The following is a 17,344-nucleotide window of genomic DNA, read 5'->3' as shown; positions in this document are numbered from 1 at the left end:
TGAACCCCTGCAGGTTTTGAACGGATTTTTTAGACGCAGGGGCGCAGCATGCTGCGCCCGCAATCAGGGATAATGACTTATTCGAACAGGTTGTGATGCAGGGTACGCACCACCTGCTCGGCTTCTTCGCCCGGCACCAGGAAGCACAGGTTATAGCTGCTGGCGCCGTAGCAGATCAGGCGGATATTGAACGGATCGAGCACGCCGAACACCTCTTTGCCCACGCCGCAGGCGCGCGACAGCTGGTTGCCGATGATCGCCACCAGCGCCAGGTTTTCTTCCACTTCCACCCGGCACAGCGACGACAGTTCGGTCAGCAGTGAGGTGGTCAGCAGGCTGCCGCCGACGGAGGTGGCGCCGGTGGTGTCCATGGTCAGCGCGATGCTGACTTCCGAAGTGGTGATCAGATCGACGGAGACATTATGGCGCGCCAGGATGTTGAACACCTCGGCCAGGAAACCGCGTGCGTGCAGCATGTTCAGGCTGTGCAGCGTCAGCAGCGTTTGCTTGCGGCGCAGCGCCAGCGCGCGGAACAGCGGCGGGTTCTCGGTGGTGTTGCACACTAGCGTGCCGCCGGCCGCCGGATCCTTGCTGGAGCCGACGAACACCGGAATATCGCTGCGCACCGCCGGCAACAGGGTGGCCGGATGCAGCACTTTAGCGCCGAAGGTGGCCATTTCCGCCGCCTCTTCGAAACCGATTTTGTCGATGCGCTTGGCCGCCGGCACCACGCGCGGATCGGTGGTGTAGATGCCCGGCACGTCGGTCCAGATATCCACCCGGCCGACGCCGAGCGCTTCGCCGAGCAGCGCGGCGGTATAGTCGCTGCCGCCGCGGCCGAGCGTGGTGGTGCGGCCCTTCGGCTCGCTGCCGATAAAGCCTTGGGTGACCACCAGCGCTTCCTGCAGGCGCGGCTGCAACTGCGCCCGGGCCAGTTCGCTGAGCGCGGCGCTGTCCGGCACGGCGCGGCCGAAGTGATCGTCGGTGCGCATCACTTTGCGCACGTCGAACCATTCGGCCTGCACGTTGCGGGCGCGCAGGATTTCAACGAACAGCAGGGTGGACATCAGCTCCCCATGGCTGACCAGTTCGTCGGTCAACGCCGTCGAGGTGGCCAGCGACGCGGCTTCCGACAGCATGGCGATGTTTTCCAGCAGGCGGTCTATTTCGTCGCGGATCACCGCCGGCGCCGCGAGGCGATCGAGGATGGCGTATTGGATACGCCGGATTTCATCAAGCTGGTAATTGCGCTTGTCGGCCTCGCAACCCTCGGCCAGGGCGACCAACAGGTTGGTGACGCCCGCCGAAGCGGACAACACCACCAGGCGGACCTGCGGGTTGGCCAGCACGACGTCGGCGCTGCGGTTCATGGCTTCAAAGTCGGCGACGCTGGTGCCGCCGAACTTGGCTACCACGGTGGAATTCTGGGGTGCTGCTTGGTTCATCTAGAAACCTCGTGTCAGGGATGCCCGTTTGGGGCACTGTAATTCCATAGCCTTGGCACAAGGGGAGAGCGGTAAACAGGGGGCAGGCGTAGAGGTCAGGCTACGATACACCCAGAAGCGCCCCACCTTGTCGATCGCCCTGCGGGCGATCCCCTGGTGACAACCCAGGGGATTCAGCCCCTGTAGTCGATACGATAATGGCCGGCCATTACCCTACCTCGGCGTCGCTCCCCCTCGGGTGCCGTCAACGGAGAAACGGCTCCTCTGACACTCTACCTGGGCGACGCGCCTCTTCTGGCTTGCGCACCGGGTGCGCAAGTAGGCTGTTAGGAATAGCCGGTTATCGCCATTCTGTCAACGTACAGACGGTGAGGGATTTTCATCTTGCACCAGCGCGATAAGCGTACAGGGCATCGCGGGCGTGGAACCGGCGCCAATCGGTTGCAGAGAACCGTCTTCCTTTTGGCTGAATAGCGGAATAACGCCCTGATGTTTCTCCAAATACTCCAGCCAACCGAAATTTTCGTTCAATTTGGTCGCTTTGATGGCGGCCCCTCTGGCGAGCAGGCTGCTCAGGCGGCCGTAGGTGGCTTCCTGATTAAATAAAATTTCATGCCGGCGGAAACGCGAACTTTCCGCGCTGGCGCCGCGTCCTTTCAACGGCGCCCCCGAACGGATGGCGAACACGTGATCTTCGCCGAAGAGATGGCCGAAGTGGTAGACCGCCAGCGCGTTCTGGTGGCGATTGGGCGACAGCGCCAGCACCTGGGCGATATTGCTCAGATCGAGGTAGTTCTCGGCGTGTTCGGAGTAGGCGTGGCCATAGTAGGCCGGAATGCCGTCCATGCGCGCCTGACGGTAGTATTCCCAGCTGCTGTCGGTGACGATCACCGGCACGTTCAGCTTGATCAGCGCCTGCGCCAGCATGCGCGCCACGCTGTTGGCGCCGACGATCAGCACGCCGCGCGGTTTCTGCTGCTGCACCCGCAGCCAGCGCGCCATCATGCCGCTGGTCAGGCTTTGCAACACCACGGTGCCGATGATGATGGCGAACACCACGGTCACCAGCCGGTCGGCGCCCTGATAGCCGCTGCGCTGCAGCGTCAGCGCGAACAGCGAGCTGACCGCCGCGGCCACGATGCCGCGCGGGGCGATCCAGCACAGCAGCAGCCGATCGCGCCAGTGCAGGGAAGAGCGCCAGGTCGACACCGCGATGCACAGCGGCCGGGCGATGAACTGCACCGCCAGCAGCAGCAGGAGCAACGGCCAGCCCATGTTCCACAGTGCCTGGATGTCGAGCCGCGCCGCCAGAATGATGAACAGCGCCGAGATCAGGATCGCCGACAGCTCCTCTTTAAACGCCAGAATATCGCTGGTGTCCACGTCGCGCATGTTGGCCAGCCAGATGCCCATCACCGTGACGGTCAGCAGGCCGGATTCGTCGGCGATGGCGTTGGACACGCCGAAGGCGGTCAGCATAATAGCCAGCACCGCCAGGTTCTGCAGGTAGCGCGGCAGCCAAACGCGGCGCAGCGCCAGGCCGAGCAGGTAGCCGAACAGCGCGCCGGCGATAAGCCCGACGGCGGCGGTCACGCCCAGCGTCCAAAACAGGTGGGTATAGGACTCCGCATTCTGCTTCAGCACGATAAACTCGAACACCAACAGGGTGAAGATGGCGCCGACCGGATCGATGACGATCCCTTCCCAGCGCAACACCTGGTTAATGTTGGCGTTCGGCCGCACCACGCGCATCAGCGGGGCGATCACCGTCGGCCCGGTCACCACCGTCACCGCGCCGATCAGCGCCGCCAGCTCCGGCGGGAAATCCAGCAGCCACCAGCTGGCGAGGCTGATGACCAGAAAGGTGACCAGCATGCCGACGGTGACCAGGTTGCGCACCACGCCGCCGAGGCCGCGTATCTCCTCGAAGCGCAGCGTCAGCGCCCCTTCGAACAGGATGATCGCCACCGACAGCGACACCAGCGGAAACAGCAGATCGCCGAACAGCAGATCCGGCTGCACCAGATGCACCGTCGGGCCGAGCACGATGCCGAACAGCAGCAGCGGCAAGATGGCCGGCAGGCGCAGCAACCAGGCCAGCCACTGCGCCAGCAGCGACGCCAGGCCGATAAGCACCAACATGAGCGGGGCGGATAATTCCATAAGCGAGATCCCTTTCAAATGACGAAATAAGCGATGATGACAATTCGGCAATCCCGATAACAGGCCGTTAGCCAAAAGTATAGAGTGAAAGCTGAAACGAGGCGGCAATGCGTTGACAGTTAGCGCCTATCGCAAGAAAAGAGATCATAATCACAGTCGAACAGGCTACAATCGGACAAACGCGTCATTTTTATTCTCAAGCCTAAGAGTGTTGCTATGAAAAATATCAATCCTAGTCAAACCGCTGCTTGGCAAGCCCTGCAGCAACATTATGCACAGATGAAAGACGTACGGATCGCTGACCTGTTCGCCCAGGACAGCGATCGTTTCTCCAGGTTCTCCGCGACCTTCAACGACCAAATGTTGGTGGACTATTCCAAGAACCGCATCACGCAGGAAACTCTGGAGAAGCTGCAGGCGCTGGCGAAAGAAACCGATCTGCAAGGCGCCATCAAATCGATGTTCGCCGGTGAGAAGATCAACCGCACCGAAGATCGCGCGGTGCTGCATATTGCCCTGCGCAACCGCAGCAACAGCCCGATTCTGGTCGACGGCAAAGACGTGATGCCGGAAGTGAACGCGGTATTGGCCAAGATCAAACAGTTCTGCGCGCGCGTCATCGGCGGCGAGTGGAAAGGCTACACCGGCAAGCCGATCACCGACGTGGTGAACATCGGCATCGGCGGTTCGGATCTCGGCCCTTACATGGTGACCGAAGCACTGCGCCCTTATAAAAACCACCTGAACATGCACTTCGTCTCCAACGTCGACGGCACCCACATCGCCGAAACGTTGCAGCCGCTGAATCCGGAAACCACACTGTTCCTGGTGGCCTCCAAAACCTTCACCACTCAGGAAACCATGACCAACGCCCACAGCGCGCGTGACTGGTTCCTGAGCAGCGCCGCCGATCAACAGCACGTGGCCAAGCACTTCGCCGCGCTGTCCACCAACGGCAAAGCGGTAGCCGAGTTCGGCATCGATACCGACAACATGTTCGAATTCTGGGACTGGGTCGGTGGCCGTTACTCCCTGTGGTCGGCGATCGGCCTGTCGATCGCGCTGTCCATCGGTTATGACAACTTCGAGCAGCTGCTGAGCGGCGCGCACGCTATGGACAAGCACTTCGCCGAAACGCCGGCGGAGAAAAACCTGCCGGTGCTGCTGGCGCTGATCGGTATTTGGTACAACAACTTCTTCGGCGCCGAAACCGAAGCCATTCTGCCGTACGATCAGTACATGCACCGTTTTGCCGCTTACTTCCAGCAGGGCAACATGGAATCCAACGGCAAGTACGTCGATCGCAACGGCAACCCGGTGGATTACCAGACCGGCCCTATCATCTGGGGCGAGCCGGGCACCAATGGCCAGCACGCGTTCTACCAGCTGATCCACCAGGGCACCAAGCTGGTGCCGTGCGATTTCATCGCGCCGGCCATCAGCCATAACCCGCTGGGCGATCATCACGCCAAACTGCTGTCCAACTTCTTCGCTCAGACCGAAGCGCTGGCGTTTGGCAAATCGCTGGAAGTAGTGGAAGCCGAGTTCGCGGCGCAGGGCAAAACCCCTGAGCAGGTCAAGCACGTGGCGCCGTTCAAGGTGTTTGAAGGCAACCGGCCGACCAACTCAATCCTGCTGCGCGAAATCACCCCGTTCAGCCTGGGCAGCCTGATCGCGCTGTACGAGCACAAGATCTTCACTCAGGGCGCGATCCTGAACATCTTCACCTTCGATCAGTGGGGCGTGGAGCTGGGCAAACAGCTGGCTAACCGTATCCTGCCGGAGCTGGCGGGCAGCGAGAAAATCAGCAGTCACGACAGCTCGACCAATGCGCTGATCAACCGCTTCAAGGAATGGCGCTAAGCGCCTGAGCTGAAGCCAATAAAAAACCCGCCGCGGCGGGTTTTTTTACGTCTGCAAAAAAATTACAGGTTGATCGGCACTTCGAAGCTGACGCCGGCGCCCACGTCGTCGGCGGTGCTGTGATCGTTGTCGGTGTACCACAGGCTGGTATCGAACTTAACCTGGGACGGGAAGGTGTAACCCCAACCGACCTGGACGCCCTTCAGCGTATCGGATTTCGGGAACGCCTGGTTGATGCTTTGGCTCCGCGGGTTCACCTTGGCGTATACCAGACGGGTGCTCCAGCGCTGACTGTCGTCCAGCACCAGCTCGACGCGGCCGGACAGCATCTGGCCGTCGCCGCCCATTGCGTGACCCAGCGGGTAGCCCTGCTGATAGTAGCCGCCTTTGTAGACCCAGTGATTGTAGACATAGCCTTTGCGATCCATATTGGCGCGGGTATCCGCCCCTTCAATCGACCAGTTGATCGTGGTGCTGCCCCACTCAGGGTGACCTTCCAGACCCAACAGATACGTATTTTGTGATGGCAGATAACCGGCTTCATCCTCGCCGACCAGTTGGCCGTACAGGCTGACCGGCAGGCCAATCAGCGGCTGCATTTTCAGCTTGAAGTCGAAACCGGCGAGCTGGTTGCCCGGGTCATTGATTGAATTATCGGTATTGTCTTTGCCGGTTGTCGCATCCCAGAACGAACTCCAGGACTGCGGACGGCCTTCACCGCCCCACATCATGACACGTGACGCACCCAATTCGAGGAAGTCGGTCGGCATCATGGTGAAGCGGCCGCCGATCAGTTTGGTGTGCGGTACAGAACTGTACTGTGACAGCTGGCCTGCAGTCAGCTGGTATTGCCAGCGGCCGATCCACGACAGCCACGGGGTTTCAAACGGCGATTGATCGGCGCGCTGCAGCATAAAGCCGGCTACCGGGCGTGCGGCGTCGGAGCGAATCAGGCTGCCGTCGTAACCCGGGCCCCACCATTGGGAAACCTCGCCGAAGGAGAGCCACTGATTCCAGATTTTCACTGCGCCGTAGGAGCCGTTCATATTGAATTTTGAGCCGTCGCTGACGCGCTGATCGCCTTCCACCGAGCCTTGCAGACGCACATCCCAGAACTCGCCGTTGGCGCCGGCGCCGATGGTCAGGCGATCGTCGGCGTACTCGTTTTGGCCGAAGCCCTGCGGGGTGCCGGGTTTATCGGTCGATGCGTAACCGCTGACGCGGATGTTGGCCTTTAACGCATCGACGCGGCGTTGCACGCGATCGATGACGTTCTTCTCGGTATTGGTCACCGGCTTGGCCTGCGCGATAACGGAACTGATCTCTTCCTGACTCAGCGGCCAGGTGGACAGGCTGACGTTGATGACGCCGCGGTCAGACAACCAGGCGAGATCGTTACGCAGATCGTTGTCAGGGGCTACCAGGCCGGCGGCGTGGCCGGATAATGCACAGGTAAACAGGCCCGCAGCGACCAGTCCGTTAAGTTTAGCGCGCATAAAAAATCCCTTGTTAATTCGAGGTTATTGGTTTTATGTAAAGATCTCTGCGTCCCATGATAGTTGACATTTCGATTTGCTACAAATCTATGAGTCAGAAACATCTTATTATAAGGTGATGAATTAAATGGGGTTTAAAAACGCTTTCGCGCGAAGGCCAAATTTTAAGACAATGCCTATATTGGCGCTAACGGATAATTTAAGCGGTAATCAGAGAGGATCTTTATGGCAAAAACGTCGCGTTCGATCATGATAGCGAAGGGGATGCAGCGGGTGCTGAACGTGGGCTTGTTGCTGCTGGCGGCAATTCTGGTGGTATTTCTGGTCAAGGAGACCATCCATCTGGCGAAGGTGTTATTTATTAACAGCGAAGAGTCGTCCTCTTACCTGTTGATTGAAGGCATCGTGATTTATTTTTTGTACTTTGAATTTATCGCCTTGATCGTCAAGTATTTTGAGTCGGGTTATCATTTCCCGCTGCGCTATTTTATTTATATCGGCATTACCGCGATTATTCGTTTGATTATCGTGGATCACAAAAATCCCATCGACACCCTGATCTACGCGGCGGCGATATTGGTGCTGGTGGTGACGCTCTATCTGGCTAACACCGACCGGCTGAAACGGGAGTAGTTGAGATAAAAATGGCGGCCAAAGGCCGCCAAAGACACAGGATATAATTACCCGTCGTCTTTCAAGCGACAGCGTTGTTGACTGCACTCGCTAACCCCAGTTACTTACTGAAGTAAGCGCCTGGGCTTAGCGAGCTGGTCGCCTGGCTGTAACTTGAAATCCATAGGGTAAAAGATAAGGAAAAACATCAAACGCACTGCAGTGGCACAAATTACCCCTTCACGCCGCCGGCCGTCAGGCCACCCACCAGCCAGCGCTGCGCCAGCAGGAACACGGCGGTAATCGGTATCGCCGACAGTACCGCGGCGGCGGCGAAGTCGCCCCACAGGTAGTTCTGCGGGTTGAGATATTGCTGCATCCCCACCGCCAGCGTGTAGCTGTTCACATCGCGCAGCAGCAGCGACGCCACCGGCACTTCGGTGATGGCGGCAATAAACGACAGAATGAATACCACCGCCAGAATCGGCACCGACAGCGGCAACAGCACCAGACGAAACGCCTGCCACGGCGTGGCGCCATCCAGCGCCGCCGCTTCTTCCAGCGAATTGTCGATGGTTTCGAAATAGCCTTTGATAGTCCAGACGTGCAGCGCAATGCCGCCCATGTAGGCGAAAATCACGCCGCCGTGGGTGTTCAGGCCGATAAACGGAATGTACTGTCCCAGGCGATCGAACAGGGCGTACAGCGCCACCAGCGACAGCACCGCCGGGAACATCTGGAAGATCAGCATGCTTTTCAACAGCGCGCTCTTGCCGCGAAAACGCATGCGGGCGAAGGCGTAGGCGCAGGTGGTGGATAGCGTCACGATACCGATGGCGGTGATCGCCGCGATCTTGACTGAGTTCCACAGCCACAGCAGCACCGGGAACGGCGGCGGCGTCACGCTGCCGTCGGCGTGGGTGACGCTGAAGCCGAGCGCCAGCCGCCAGTGATCCCAAGAGAGGGTTTCCGGTATCAGGCTGCCGGTGGCGAAGTTGCCGGAGCGCAGCGAGATGGCGACCACCATCAGCAGCGGAAACATGATCAGGGCGATAAAGCACAGCATCAAGATATGGGTGATCCACAGGCGCAAGCGCTGGGATTTGGGTTGAACCATGGCCATCGTTATTCTCCCTAATCGAAGTTCATCTTGCTGGCTTTCAAATTCAGGATCGCCAGCGCGCCCACCAGCAGGAAGATCAGCGTGGCGATGGCGGCCGCCAGGCCGAAGTCTTGCCCGCCGCCGCCTTCGAAGGCGATGCGGTAGGTGTAGCTGACCAGCAGATCGGTATAGCCGGCCGGCGTGGTGCTGCCGATCATGTCCGGGCCGCCGTTGGTCAGCAGCTGGATCAGCACGAAGTTGTTAAAGTTGAAGGCGAAGCTGGCGATCATCAGCGGCGTCAGCGGCTTGATCAGCAGCGGCAAGGTGATGCGGAAGAAGTTTTGCCACGGGTTGGCGCCATCCATCGCCGAGGCCTCGTACAGATCGTCCGGGATCGCTTTCAGCAGCCCCATGCACAGGATCATCATGTACGGGTAGCCGAGCCAGGTGTTGACGATCAGGATCATGCTCTTGGCGGTGAGCGGATCGCTGAACCAGGCGGGTTTGATGCCGAACAGATGGCTGAGCATCATGTTGATTTCGCCGAAGCTCTGGTTGAACAACCCTTTGAAGATCAGGATCGAAATGAACGACGGCACCGCATAGGGCAGGATCAGCAGCACGCGGTAGATCGCCTTGCCTTTCAGCGCCTCCCACTGCACCACGCAGGCCAACACCATGCCGACCGCCACGGTGAGGATCACCGTCATTACCGAGAACACGATGGTCCAGATGAAGATCGACACGAACGGTTTCTTGATGCCTTCGTCCTGCAGCACCCGCAGGAAGTTTTTCCAGCCGGTGGTGACGGTATAGCCGGGGCTCAGGGTTTCCTGCGCCCAGCCGCCGTCGGCGTTGATCGCCTGATAGAAGCCGATGTCGCCGTTCGGCCGATAGCGCACCTGGGTCTGGTTATTGGTCAGCGTGCTGCCGTCTTTGTCCAGCGCATACAGCGGACGGGTGCCGGAGAATTGGCGAAGAGAGCTCATGCGCAATTCACCGCCGTCGGGCAGTTGCGCCACCAGCTGGCTCAGCGCTTGCCGGTTCTGGGTGATCACTCGCAGCGTGGCGCGTTCGCCCTGCGGCGCGGCGCTCTGCGTGGTCAATGTCAGGGTTTGCGGCGCAGCGGCGTCGAGGCGGAAAGGCTCGGAAATCATCGGCTGTTCACTATCCGGCGAGGTTAATTGCAGGCGCCATTGCTGATTTTCCGCCGGGTAGAGGCCGAAGGTGAAGGTTTTGCCGCTCTGGAACTGGCGTTGCATCAGCACCGATTGCGCGCGCTCAAAGGTCAACTGGTTGGTGCTGCTGTAGTTGGTAAAGGCGATGGCGATGGTGCAGATCAGCGGGAACAGGACGAACAGTCCCATGCCGGCGACGCCGGGATACACATAGCGCCAGGCGTAGGCGCGGCGGTTGGCGAAGACGTAAAGTCCGGCGCTGACCAGGATCAGCGTCAGGATGGCGAACAGGTATTCACCCTGTGCATACATCAACACAATCAGGTAGCAGGTCACCAGGCTGAACAGGCCGACCACCAGCCATTTCAGCGCGTCGCTTTGCCACCACTTCGATTTTTTACGCGCAGGCGTCCCGGCGTGAGCGAATTGCATAGGGCGTTCCTTTCTGTGAAGCAATGGCGGGGCGCCACGGCGCCCCGCACGACGTCGTTACTTGGTGATGCGGGTCTGCACGTCGTCCAGCGCGGCTTTCACCGTCTGACGGCCGCTGACGGCGTTGATCACTGCACTGCGTTCGGCGTACCAGAAGGCGCTCATCTGCGGGATGTTCGGCATAATCTCCCCGTTTTGCGAGTTCTGCATGGTGGCGGCGATCTTCGGATCTTTGGCCAGCGCCTCCTGGTAGGATTTCAGCGCCACCGCGCCCAGCGGTTTGTCTTTGTTGACGTCCGCCAGCCCTTCGTTGGTCAGCAGGTAGTTTTCGAGGAACTCGGTCGCCAGCTCCTTATTCGGACTGGCGGCGTTGATGCCGGCGGTCAGCACGCCGACGAACGGCTTGGACGGTTTGCCTTTGAAGGTCGGCAGCAGCGTCACGCCGTAGTTGATTTTGCTCTGCTCGATGTTGTTCCAGGCCCATGGCCCGTTGATGGTCATCGCGGTTTGGCCTTTGTTGAACGCGGCCTCGGCGATCGAGTAATCGGTATCGGCGTTGATGTGTTTGTTTTTCACCAGATCGACGATGAACTGCAGGCCAGCCTGTGAACCGGCGTTGGCGACGCCGACATCCTTGATGTTGTATTTGCCGTTTTCATACTTGAAGGCATAACCGCCGTCGGCGGCGATGATAGGCCAGGTGAAGTAGGGTTCCTGCAGGTTCCACATGATGGCGCTCTTGCCGCCGGCGCGCAGCTGTTTGTCCAGCGCCGGGATCTCTTCCCAGGTCTTCGGCGGCTGTTTGACCAAGTCCTTGTTGTAAATCAGCGACAGCGCTTCGACGGCGATCGGGTAGCCGATCAGCTTGCCGTCATAGCGCACGGCGTCCCAGGTGAACGGGAACAGCTTGTCCTGGAAGGCTTTGGACGGGTGGATTTCGGCCAACAGGCCGGACTGCGCATAGCCGCCGAAGCGGTCGTGGGCCCAGAAAATGATGTCAGGACCGTCGCCGGTGGCGGCCACCTGCGGATATTTTTCTTCCAGTTTGTCCGGGTGCTCGACGGTGACCTTGATGCCGGTGTCTTTTTCGAATTTCTTGCCGACTTCCGCCAGGCCGTTATAGCCCTTGTCGCCGTTGATCCAGATAACCAGTTTGCCTTCCTCAATCTTGGCGAAGGCGGAAGAAGAGAGCACCAGGGTGGCCAGTGCCGAGAGCGCCAGCGTGCGGGCGAGGGTAATGCTGCGAGTCATAATCCAGTCCTTCTTTTTGTGGGCACATAAATCAAGGAGAGACGTTTCGCGGTAATAGTGGGTCACAACGCGACATATTCTCATCCTCCCCCCCTCTACGCCCCTAAGATGAGGAGTGTGATCCAGTTAACGTTGTGCTCTATTCTGTGGCGTCAGGCACAAAATAGGGGGGCGATTTTTGCCAGCCGGATCACAGATTTGCCTTAAGCGCGGAACTTCTCATCGCCGCGGTCGTTCTCTCATCCTCCCGCCTCCTCCCCCATGAAAAATCCTGTTACGGATGATTACCCTTTCCGGTGACTCCCGCACTATCGGCACATCGATTTTTAACGCCACGCGCAGCAGGGATACCGGATTTATGTCGTCAATGCCTATCGCCACTCAGCCCACCCTGTACCGGATCCATCCGGCCAGTTTCCGTGACGGAAACGGGGACGGCGTGGGCGACGCACACGGCATGCTTGCAGCGCTGCCGTACCTGAAAGCGCTGTCGATCGACGGCCTGCTGCTGCCGCAGACGCTGGCGCCGGAGGCCGAGGCGACGGTGACGGGCGAAGGGCTGACGCTGTGGTACGGCGATGAAGCCAACCGCGTTCGCAATGCCGTCGCGCCGCAGCGGTTCGCCCACGGCGCGCTGGCGCTGGACGTGATGCCGTTCAGCGCGGAGAAGCTGGCGGCGGTGTTGCACGCCCGCCGCGCCACGTTGGCGGACAGCCTGTGGAGCACCGGGGATGCCGAGCAGCCAAGAGTGGTCAGCCGCTGGGGGCAAGGCGATTTGCGTTCCGCCGCCGCCTTTTTGACGCTGTTGGCGATGTTGCCGGCGCCGATCTGCCTGTATCAGGGCGAAGAGCTGGGGCTGCCGCATGCCGCCGGCCTGCAGGATCCGCGCGGCGCGCAAACGCCGATGCCGTGGCATGAAGCCCCCGAACAGGTCACCGCCGGGGAGATCAGCTGGTATCAGCAGGTGGCGATCGAACACCGCGCATTGGCCATCAGCCGCCAACAGCACGACAGCCACTCCACCTTACGTTACTGCCAGGCGCTGTTGGCCCTGCGCCGTTCGCCGCTCATCCAGCGCGGCGAGCTGAACGCGGTCAGCCAGCGGGACGGCGTGGTGCGCTTACTTATTACCCATCAGGATCAATGCCTTGAAGCGCTGATAAACCTGCAGCCTTATACTCAGGCGGCCGCGCCGTCTGAGGCGACCTTGCCGTTGGCATGGCAGCACGGCGCGCAGCAAGAGGGTCATCAATGGGTTTTGGCGGGCTTTGCCTCCGCCATTTTCACACGACATGTTAACTGCGAAAGCAGGGGAGTAACGCATGGCTAGCGTGACACTGCGCAGCGTTTATAAGGCCTTCGGTGAGGCCGTGATTTCCAAAGACGTCAATCTGACCATCGAAGACGGCGAGTTTGTGGTGTTTGTCGGGCCGTCGGGCTGCGGCAAATCGACGCTGCTGCGCATGATCGCCGGGCTGGAGGACATCACCTCCGGCGACCTGCTGATCGGCGAGAAACGGATGAATGAGGTGCCGCCTTCCGAGCGCGGCATCGGCATGGTGTTCCAGTCCTACGCGCTGTATCCGCACCTGTCGGTGGCGGACAACATGTCGTTCGGCCTGAAGCTGGCCGGCGCCAGGAAAGCGGAAATCAATCAACGGGTGAACCAGGTCTCCGAGGTGCTGCAGCTGGCGCACCTGCTCGATCGGCGGCCGAAGGCGCTGTCCGGCGGGCAGCGTCAGCGCGTGGCGATCGGCCGCACGCTGGTGGCCGAGCCGGACGTGTTTCTGCTCGACGAACCGCTGTCCAACCTCGATGCCGCGCTGCGGGTGCAGATGCGCATCGAGATCTCCCGTCTGCACAAGCGCCTGCAGCGCACCATGATTTACGTCACTCACGATCAGGTCGAAGCGATGACGCTGGCCGACAAGATCGTGGTGCTCGACGCCGGTCGCGTGGCGCAGGTCGGCAAGCCGCTGGAACTGTACCACTACCCGGCCAACCGCTTCGTCGCCGGGTTTATCGGCTCGCCGAAGATGAACTTCCTGCCGGTCAAGGTGACCGCTGCGCAGGCGCAACAGGTGCAGGTCGAACTGCCCAACCGTCAACTGGTCTGGCTGCCGGTGGAAGGCGCGGGCGTTCAGCCCGGCGCCAACCTGTCACTGGGCATTCGCCCCGAACATCTGCTGCCCGGCGAAGCCTCTGAAGTGCGGCTTACCGGCGACGTACAGGTGGTGGAGCAGCTCGGCAACGAGACGCAAATCCACATCCAAATCCCGGCCATCCGTCAAAACCTGGTGTACCGCCAGAACGACGTGGTGCTGGTAGAAGAAGGTGCCACATTCGCCATCGGCCTGCCGCCTCACCGCTGCCACCTGTTCCGTGAAGACGGTACGGCATGTAAACGGCTGCACCAGGAGCCGGGCGTTTAAAGCATCAAAGTCGGTATAACAGGAGAATAATGATGACTACTCTGCGCAAACTTCCTCTGGCACTGGCTGTCGCCGCCGGTGTTCTCTCTACTCAGGCGCTGGCCGTGGATTTTCACGGTTACGCCCGTTCCGGCATCGGCTGGACCGGCAGCGGCGGTGAGCAACAGTGCTTCAAGGCCACCGGCGCCGCGAGCAAATACCGTCTCGGCAACGAATGTGAAACCTACGCCGAACTGAAACTGGGGCAGGAAGTGTGGAAAGAAGGCGACAAGAGCTTCTATTTCGACACCAACCTGGCCTATTCGGTCTCGCAACGTTCCGACTGGGAAGACGTGACGCCGGGCTTCCGCGAAGTCAACGTGCAGGGTAAAAACCTGATCGACTGGCTGCCGGGCTCCACGCTGTGGGCCGGTAAGCGTTTCTATCAGCGTCATGACGTTCACATGATCGACTTCTACTACTGGGATATCTCCGGCCCGGGCGCCGGTCTGGAAAACATCGATCTGGGCTTCGGCAAGCTGTCCGCCGCCGTGACCCGCAACTCCGAATCCGGCGGCTCTTACGGCTATCTGGATAACGAATGGAAACAGCGTCCGACCGTCAACGACACTTTCGACCTGCGTCTGGCCGGCCTGGAGCTGAACCCGGGCGGCACCCTGGAGCTGGGCGTGGACTACGGCCGCGCCAATGCGCAGGATAACTACCGCCTGGCGGACGGTGCCAGCAAAGACGGCTGGATGTTCACCGCGGAACACACGCAGAGCATCCTGAACGGTTACAACAAGTTCGTGCTGCAGTACGCCACCGACTCGATGACCTCGCAGAACAACGGCCGCAACGAAGGCGCCACCATCGATAACAACGGCAAGATGATCCGCGTGCTGGATCACGGCGCCATCGACTTCAACGATCAATGGGCGCTGATGTACGTCGCCATGTTCCAGGACATCGACCGCGACAACAACAACGGCACCACCTGGTACACCGTGGGCGTGCGCCCGATGTACAAATGGACGCCGATCATGAGCACCTTGCTGGAAGCCGGCTATGACAACGTCAAATCCCAGCGCACCGGCGATCGCAACGGCCAGTATAAAGTGACCCTGGCTCAGCAATGGCAGGCGGGCAACAGCATCTGGTCGCGTCCGGCCATCCGCCTGTTCGCCACCTACGCCAAGTGGGACGAGAAGTGGGGCTACGCCACCGGCGATGACACCGGGTATAACGCCGGCACCGCTTACAACGACACCAGCATGCATACCTTCAGCCGCGGCAAGGATGACGAAGTCACCTTCGGCGCCCAGATGGAAATTTGGTGGTAACGACAGGACGGGGAGGGCCGCAGGCTCTCCCCCAATCGCATTCGCCGCGGCCGGATCTCTTGCCTGATCCATCGCGGCGCTGAAAGAGGATATAACGATGAAAAAGAATCTGCTGTCACTCTGCCTGTCGCTGGCGCTGACCGTCGGCGCGCCTTTGGCGGCCAATGCCGATACGCCGGCCAACGTTTCCGTCGCGCCGGCCATCAGCGCCGCCACGCTGCAAAGCCTGCCGTGGCAGCCGTTGCAGCCGCCGGTGTCGCAAGAGGTGAAGCTCGACGCCGTCAGCCCGCAGCTCAATCAGGGCGAGATCCAGGGGGCGATCGCCGCCTATACGTTGCCGGCCGATCGCGGTTCGCTGGAAGTGACGCTGAGCAGCCTCGCCAAAAACAATTCGCTGTACGCGCCGAGCGTGCTGGTGCTGGACGAGCATCTGCGCCCGGCGGCGTATTACCCGAGCAGCTATTTCCCTTACCAGCCGCCGGGGGCGATGTCCTCCGATCGTCTCGAAGGCACGCTGAAGCTGACGCCGGCGCTCGGTCAAAAACAGATTTACCTGCTGGTGTACACCACTCGCCAGGATTTGGTGAAAACTACGCAGCTGACCAACCCGGCCAAGGCCTATGCGCAGGGGGTGGGCAACGCGGTGCCGGATATCCCGGATCCGATCGCCGGCCACGCGACGACCGGCACGCTGAAGCTTAAGGTCACCGCTGAACAGGGCACCGGCAACGTGATGATCGGCATGCTGCAGCCTGCGCCGAGCGTGGCGCCGGTGGTGGTGGGGTCGAGCACCCCGGCCGCAGCGGCGGCACCGATGCCGACGCCGGAGAAACCGGCGGAGCCGATGCTCAACGATACCGAAAGCTACTTTAATAACGGCATCAAGCAGGCGGTGAAGGCGGGCGATATCGATAAGGCGCTGAAGCTGATGAATGAGGCCGAGAAGTTGGGCTCTACCACTGCGCGTAAAACGTTTATCAGCAGCGTTAAAGGCAAGGGGTAACACCCGGCGCTGCCGATGCTGGCTCGATGATTGGTGCGCCTTGGCGCACCTTTTTTCATCCGCGCGCCAGCGTTGCGCCGATCAACGCCAGCAGACGGGCGTTGTCCACCTGCTGCATGATGCGCACCGGCTTGCCCTGCGGCGGCGGCATACCGACCGTCAGGCGCAGGCCGCCCGGCCGCCAACGGCGTGAGCTGCCGCGCGTCAACGCCCCTTCCAGCGCCACATCCACATGGAACATTTCGGTCGTGACCAACTGCGGTTCCAGCAGCCAGGCGATCACCAGCGCATCATGGATCCAGCAGCCCGGCAGGCGCCGCGTATGGCGCGAATAGTCGATCCACGGCTGCGTGGTGGCGCGCAAATAACGGCATAGCGGGGTATCCGGCTGGGTCAGCGCGGCCAGATCCGCCTGGGTCAGCATGGTCTGGGTGGTGACGTCCAGCGGCGCCAGCGTGATATTGGCGCCGCTGTTCAACACCAGCCGCGCCGCTTCCGGATCCAAACCAAAATTGGTGTCCTTGATGTATCCTTCGACGTTGAACACGCCGCCCATGATCACGATCTCTTTCACCGCCTGCGCCATCTGCGGGTAAAGCTGCATGGAGTGCGCAACGTTGGTCAGCGGGCCGATCGCCGCCAGCGTGATCTCGCCGGGATGCCGGCAGATCAGTTCGCCGATGGCGATGGCTGCGTCCGGTGCGGGCGCGTTGGCCAGCGAGGGGGCGGGCAAGTCGCGCCACAGCGCCGCCAACTGAGGATCGGCGATTGGGCGGTCCAGATGTGCGCGCCACGGCTCCGGCGGCTCGCTCAGGGCGCGCGCCGCGCCGAGGGCGACCGGTACCCGGTAGCCGCTCTGCGCCAGCAGATCGGAGGCGACGGCGAAGCCCACTTCACGCGGGGTATTGCCGGCCACGATGCTGATCAGCTCCAGTTGCAGCTGCGGTTTGGCCGCCAGCGCCAGAGCCAGCGCCAGACCGTCATCGACGTTGGCGCCGGGAACGCCGTTGCCGGGATCGCAATCAATGATTAAACGCATAGTAAG

Annotated in this window: 13 protein-coding genes and 1 riboswitch; of the genes, 6 read left to right on the top strand and 7 right to left on the bottom strand. The window is 60.8% G+C overall.

Annotation, left to right across the window (positions count from 1 at the left end; translation table 11 throughout):
* Nucleotides 1-77: 77 nt before the first annotated feature.
* Nucleotides 78-1,445, bottom strand: coding sequence for a lysine-sensitive aspartokinase 3 (lysC, locus tag ACOWVD_RS15705; protein WP_004936686.1), 1,368 nt, complete (start codon nt 1,443-1,445; stop codon nt 78-80).
* Nucleotides 1,446-1,552: 107 nt separating this feature from the next.
* Nucleotides 1,553-1,747, bottom strand: a riboswitch (Lysine riboswitch).
* A 52-nt stretch (nt 1,748-1,799) separates the two neighbouring features.
* The gene (locus tag ACOWVD_RS15700) at nt 1,800-3,608 is read right to left on the bottom strand and encodes a cation:proton antiporter (protein WP_049204312.1); all 1,809 of its coding nucleotides are present in this window, start codon (nt 3,606-3,608) and stop codon (nt 1,800-1,802) included.
* A 216-nt stretch (nt 3,609-3,824) separates the two neighbouring features.
* On the opposite strand from ACOWVD_RS15700, the gene pgi reads away from it, so the two are divergent.
* On the top strand, nt 3,825-5,471 hold the full coding sequence (gene pgi / locus ACOWVD_RS15695) for a glucose-6-phosphate isomerase (RefSeq protein ID WP_033639258.1): 1,647 nt from the start codon (nt 3,825-3,827) through the stop codon (nt 5,469-5,471).
* A 62-nt stretch (nt 5,472-5,533) separates the two neighbouring features.
* Here the strand turns inward: pgi and ACOWVD_RS15690 are convergent, their stop codons facing one another.
* A complete protein-coding gene (locus ACOWVD_RS15690) occupies nt 5,534-6,967 on the bottom strand; it encodes a capsule assembly Wzi family protein (RefSeq protein ID WP_197763813.1) in 1,434 nt (477 codons plus the stop codon).
* A gap of 225 nt (nt 6,968-7,192) precedes the next feature.
* On the opposite strand from ACOWVD_RS15690, the gene psiE reads away from it, so the two are divergent.
* Entirely contained in the window at nt 7,193-7,600 is a 408-nt protein-coding gene (gene psiE / locus ACOWVD_RS15685; protein ID WP_164095431.1) for a phosphate-starvation-inducible protein PsiE, read from the top strand.
* Between the two features lie 211 nt (nt 7,601-7,811).
* Here psiE and malG read toward each other — a convergent pair whose 3' ends face one another.
* From malG to malE, 3 genes are read right to left on the bottom strand one after another with little or no spacing between them, the layout of a single operon-like run.
* Complete coding sequence (gene malG / locus ACOWVD_RS15680; RefSeq protein ID WP_049241397.1) at nt 7,812-8,702, bottom strand: maltose ABC transporter permease MalG; 891 nt, start codon at nt 8,700-8,702, stop codon at nt 7,812-7,814.
* Between the two features lie 11 nt (nt 8,703-8,713).
* Complete coding sequence (gene malF, locus ACOWVD_RS15675) at nt 8,714-10,291, bottom strand: maltose ABC transporter permease MalF (RefSeq protein WP_421105655.1); 1,578 nt, start codon at nt 10,289-10,291, stop codon at nt 8,714-8,716.
* A 57-nt stretch (nt 10,292-10,348) separates the two neighbouring features.
* Nucleotides 10,349-11,542: a maltose/maltodextrin ABC transporter substrate-binding protein MalE gene (gene malE / locus ACOWVD_RS15670; protein WP_016930286.1), complete on the bottom strand. Its 1,194-nt coding sequence runs from the start codon at nt 11,540-11,542 to the stop codon at nt 10,349-10,351.
* Nucleotides 11,543-11,900: 358 nt separating this feature from the next.
* On the opposite strand from malE, the gene ACOWVD_RS15665 reads away from it, so the two are divergent.
* The 4 genes from ACOWVD_RS15665 (at nt 11,901) to malM (ending at nt 16,299) form a co-directional block, all read left to right on the top strand.
* Complete coding sequence (locus tag ACOWVD_RS15665) at nt 11,901-12,872, top strand: alpha-amylase family glycosyl hydrolase (RefSeq protein ID WP_015379234.1); 972 nt, start codon at nt 11,901-11,903, stop codon at nt 12,870-12,872.
* Nucleotides 12,865-13,974, top strand: a complete 1,110-nt coding sequence (gene malK, locus ACOWVD_RS15660) for a maltose/maltodextrin ABC transporter ATP-binding protein MalK (protein ID WP_049241402.1) — start codon at nt 12,865-12,867, stop codon at nt 13,972-13,974. Before ACOWVD_RS15665 ends, malK begins: the two co-directional genes overlap by 8 nt.
* A gap of 32 nt (nt 13,975-14,006) precedes the next feature.
* Nucleotides 14,007-15,296, top strand: coding sequence for a maltoporin (locus ACOWVD_RS15655; protein WP_015379233.1), 1,290 nt, complete (start codon nt 14,007-14,009; stop codon nt 15,294-15,296).
* A gap of 97 nt (nt 15,297-15,393) precedes the next feature.
* The gene (gene malM / locus ACOWVD_RS15650) at nt 15,394-16,299 is read left to right on the top strand and encodes a maltose operon protein MalM (protein WP_015379232.1); all 906 of its coding nucleotides are present in this window, start codon (nt 15,394-15,396) and stop codon (nt 16,297-16,299) included.
* Between the two features lie 55 nt (nt 16,300-16,354).
* Here malM and ACOWVD_RS15645 read toward each other — a convergent pair whose 3' ends face one another.
* Nucleotides 16,355-17,338 (bottom strand): nucleoside hydrolase, encoded by a 984-nt coding sequence (locus ACOWVD_RS15645; protein WP_197798921.1) that lies wholly within the window; start codon nt 17,336-17,338, stop codon nt 16,355-16,357.
* Nucleotides 17,339-17,344 lie beyond the last annotated feature (6 nt).

Origin of the sequence: Serratia sp. SA088, assembly GCF_049065515.1 — a bacterium.
GTDB lineage: Bacteria > Pseudomonadota > Gammaproteobacteria > Enterobacterales > Enterobacteriaceae > Serratia > Serratia nematodiphila.
This window is presented reverse-complemented; position numbering and strand designations above follow the sequence as displayed.

Bases quoted from the DNA above. Each gene is read 5' to 3' on its own strand.
- lysC (WP_004936686.1), bottom strand. From the start codon at position 1,445: ATGAACCAAGCAGCACCCCAGAATTCCACCGTGGTAGCCAAGTTCGGC.
- ACOWVD_RS15700 (WP_049204312.1), bottom strand. From the start codon at position 3,608: ATGGAATTATCCGCCCCGCTCATGTTGGTGCTTATCGGCCTGGCGTCG.
- pgi (WP_033639258.1), top strand. From the start codon at position 3,825: ATGAAAAATATCAATCCTAGTCAAACCGCTGCTTGGCAAGCCCTGCAG.
- ACOWVD_RS15690 (WP_197763813.1), bottom strand. From the start codon at position 6,967: ATGCGCGCTAAACTTAACGGACTGGTCGCTGCGGGCCTGTTTACCTGT.
- psiE (WP_164095431.1), top strand. From the start codon at position 7,193: ATGGCAAAAACGTCGCGTTCGATCATGATAGCGAAGGGGATGCAGCGG.
- malG (WP_049241397.1), bottom strand. From the start codon at position 8,702: ATGGCCATGGTTCAACCCAAATCCCAGCGCTTGCGCCTGTGGATCACC.
- malF (WP_421105655.1), bottom strand. From the start codon at position 10,291: ATGCAATTCGCTCACGCCGGGACGCCTGCGCGTAAAAAATCGAAGTGG.
- malE (WP_016930286.1), bottom strand. From the start codon at position 11,542: ATGACTCGCAGCATTACCCTCGCCCGCACGCTGGCGCTCTCGGCACTG.
- ACOWVD_RS15665 (WP_015379234.1), top strand. From the start codon at position 11,901: ATGTCGTCAATGCCTATCGCCACTCAGCCCACCCTGTACCGGATCCAT.
- malK (WP_049241402.1), top strand. From the start codon at position 12,865: ATGGCTAGCGTGACACTGCGCAGCGTTTATAAGGCCTTCGGTGAGGCC.
- ACOWVD_RS15655 (WP_015379233.1), top strand. From the start codon at position 14,007: ATGACTACTCTGCGCAAACTTCCTCTGGCACTGGCTGTCGCCGCCGGT.
- malM (WP_015379232.1), top strand. From the start codon at position 15,394: ATGAAAAAGAATCTGCTGTCACTCTGCCTGTCGCTGGCGCTGACCGTC.
- ACOWVD_RS15645 (WP_197798921.1), bottom strand. From the start codon at position 17,338: ATGCGTTTAATCATTGATTGCGATCCCGGCAACGGCGTTCCCGGCGCC.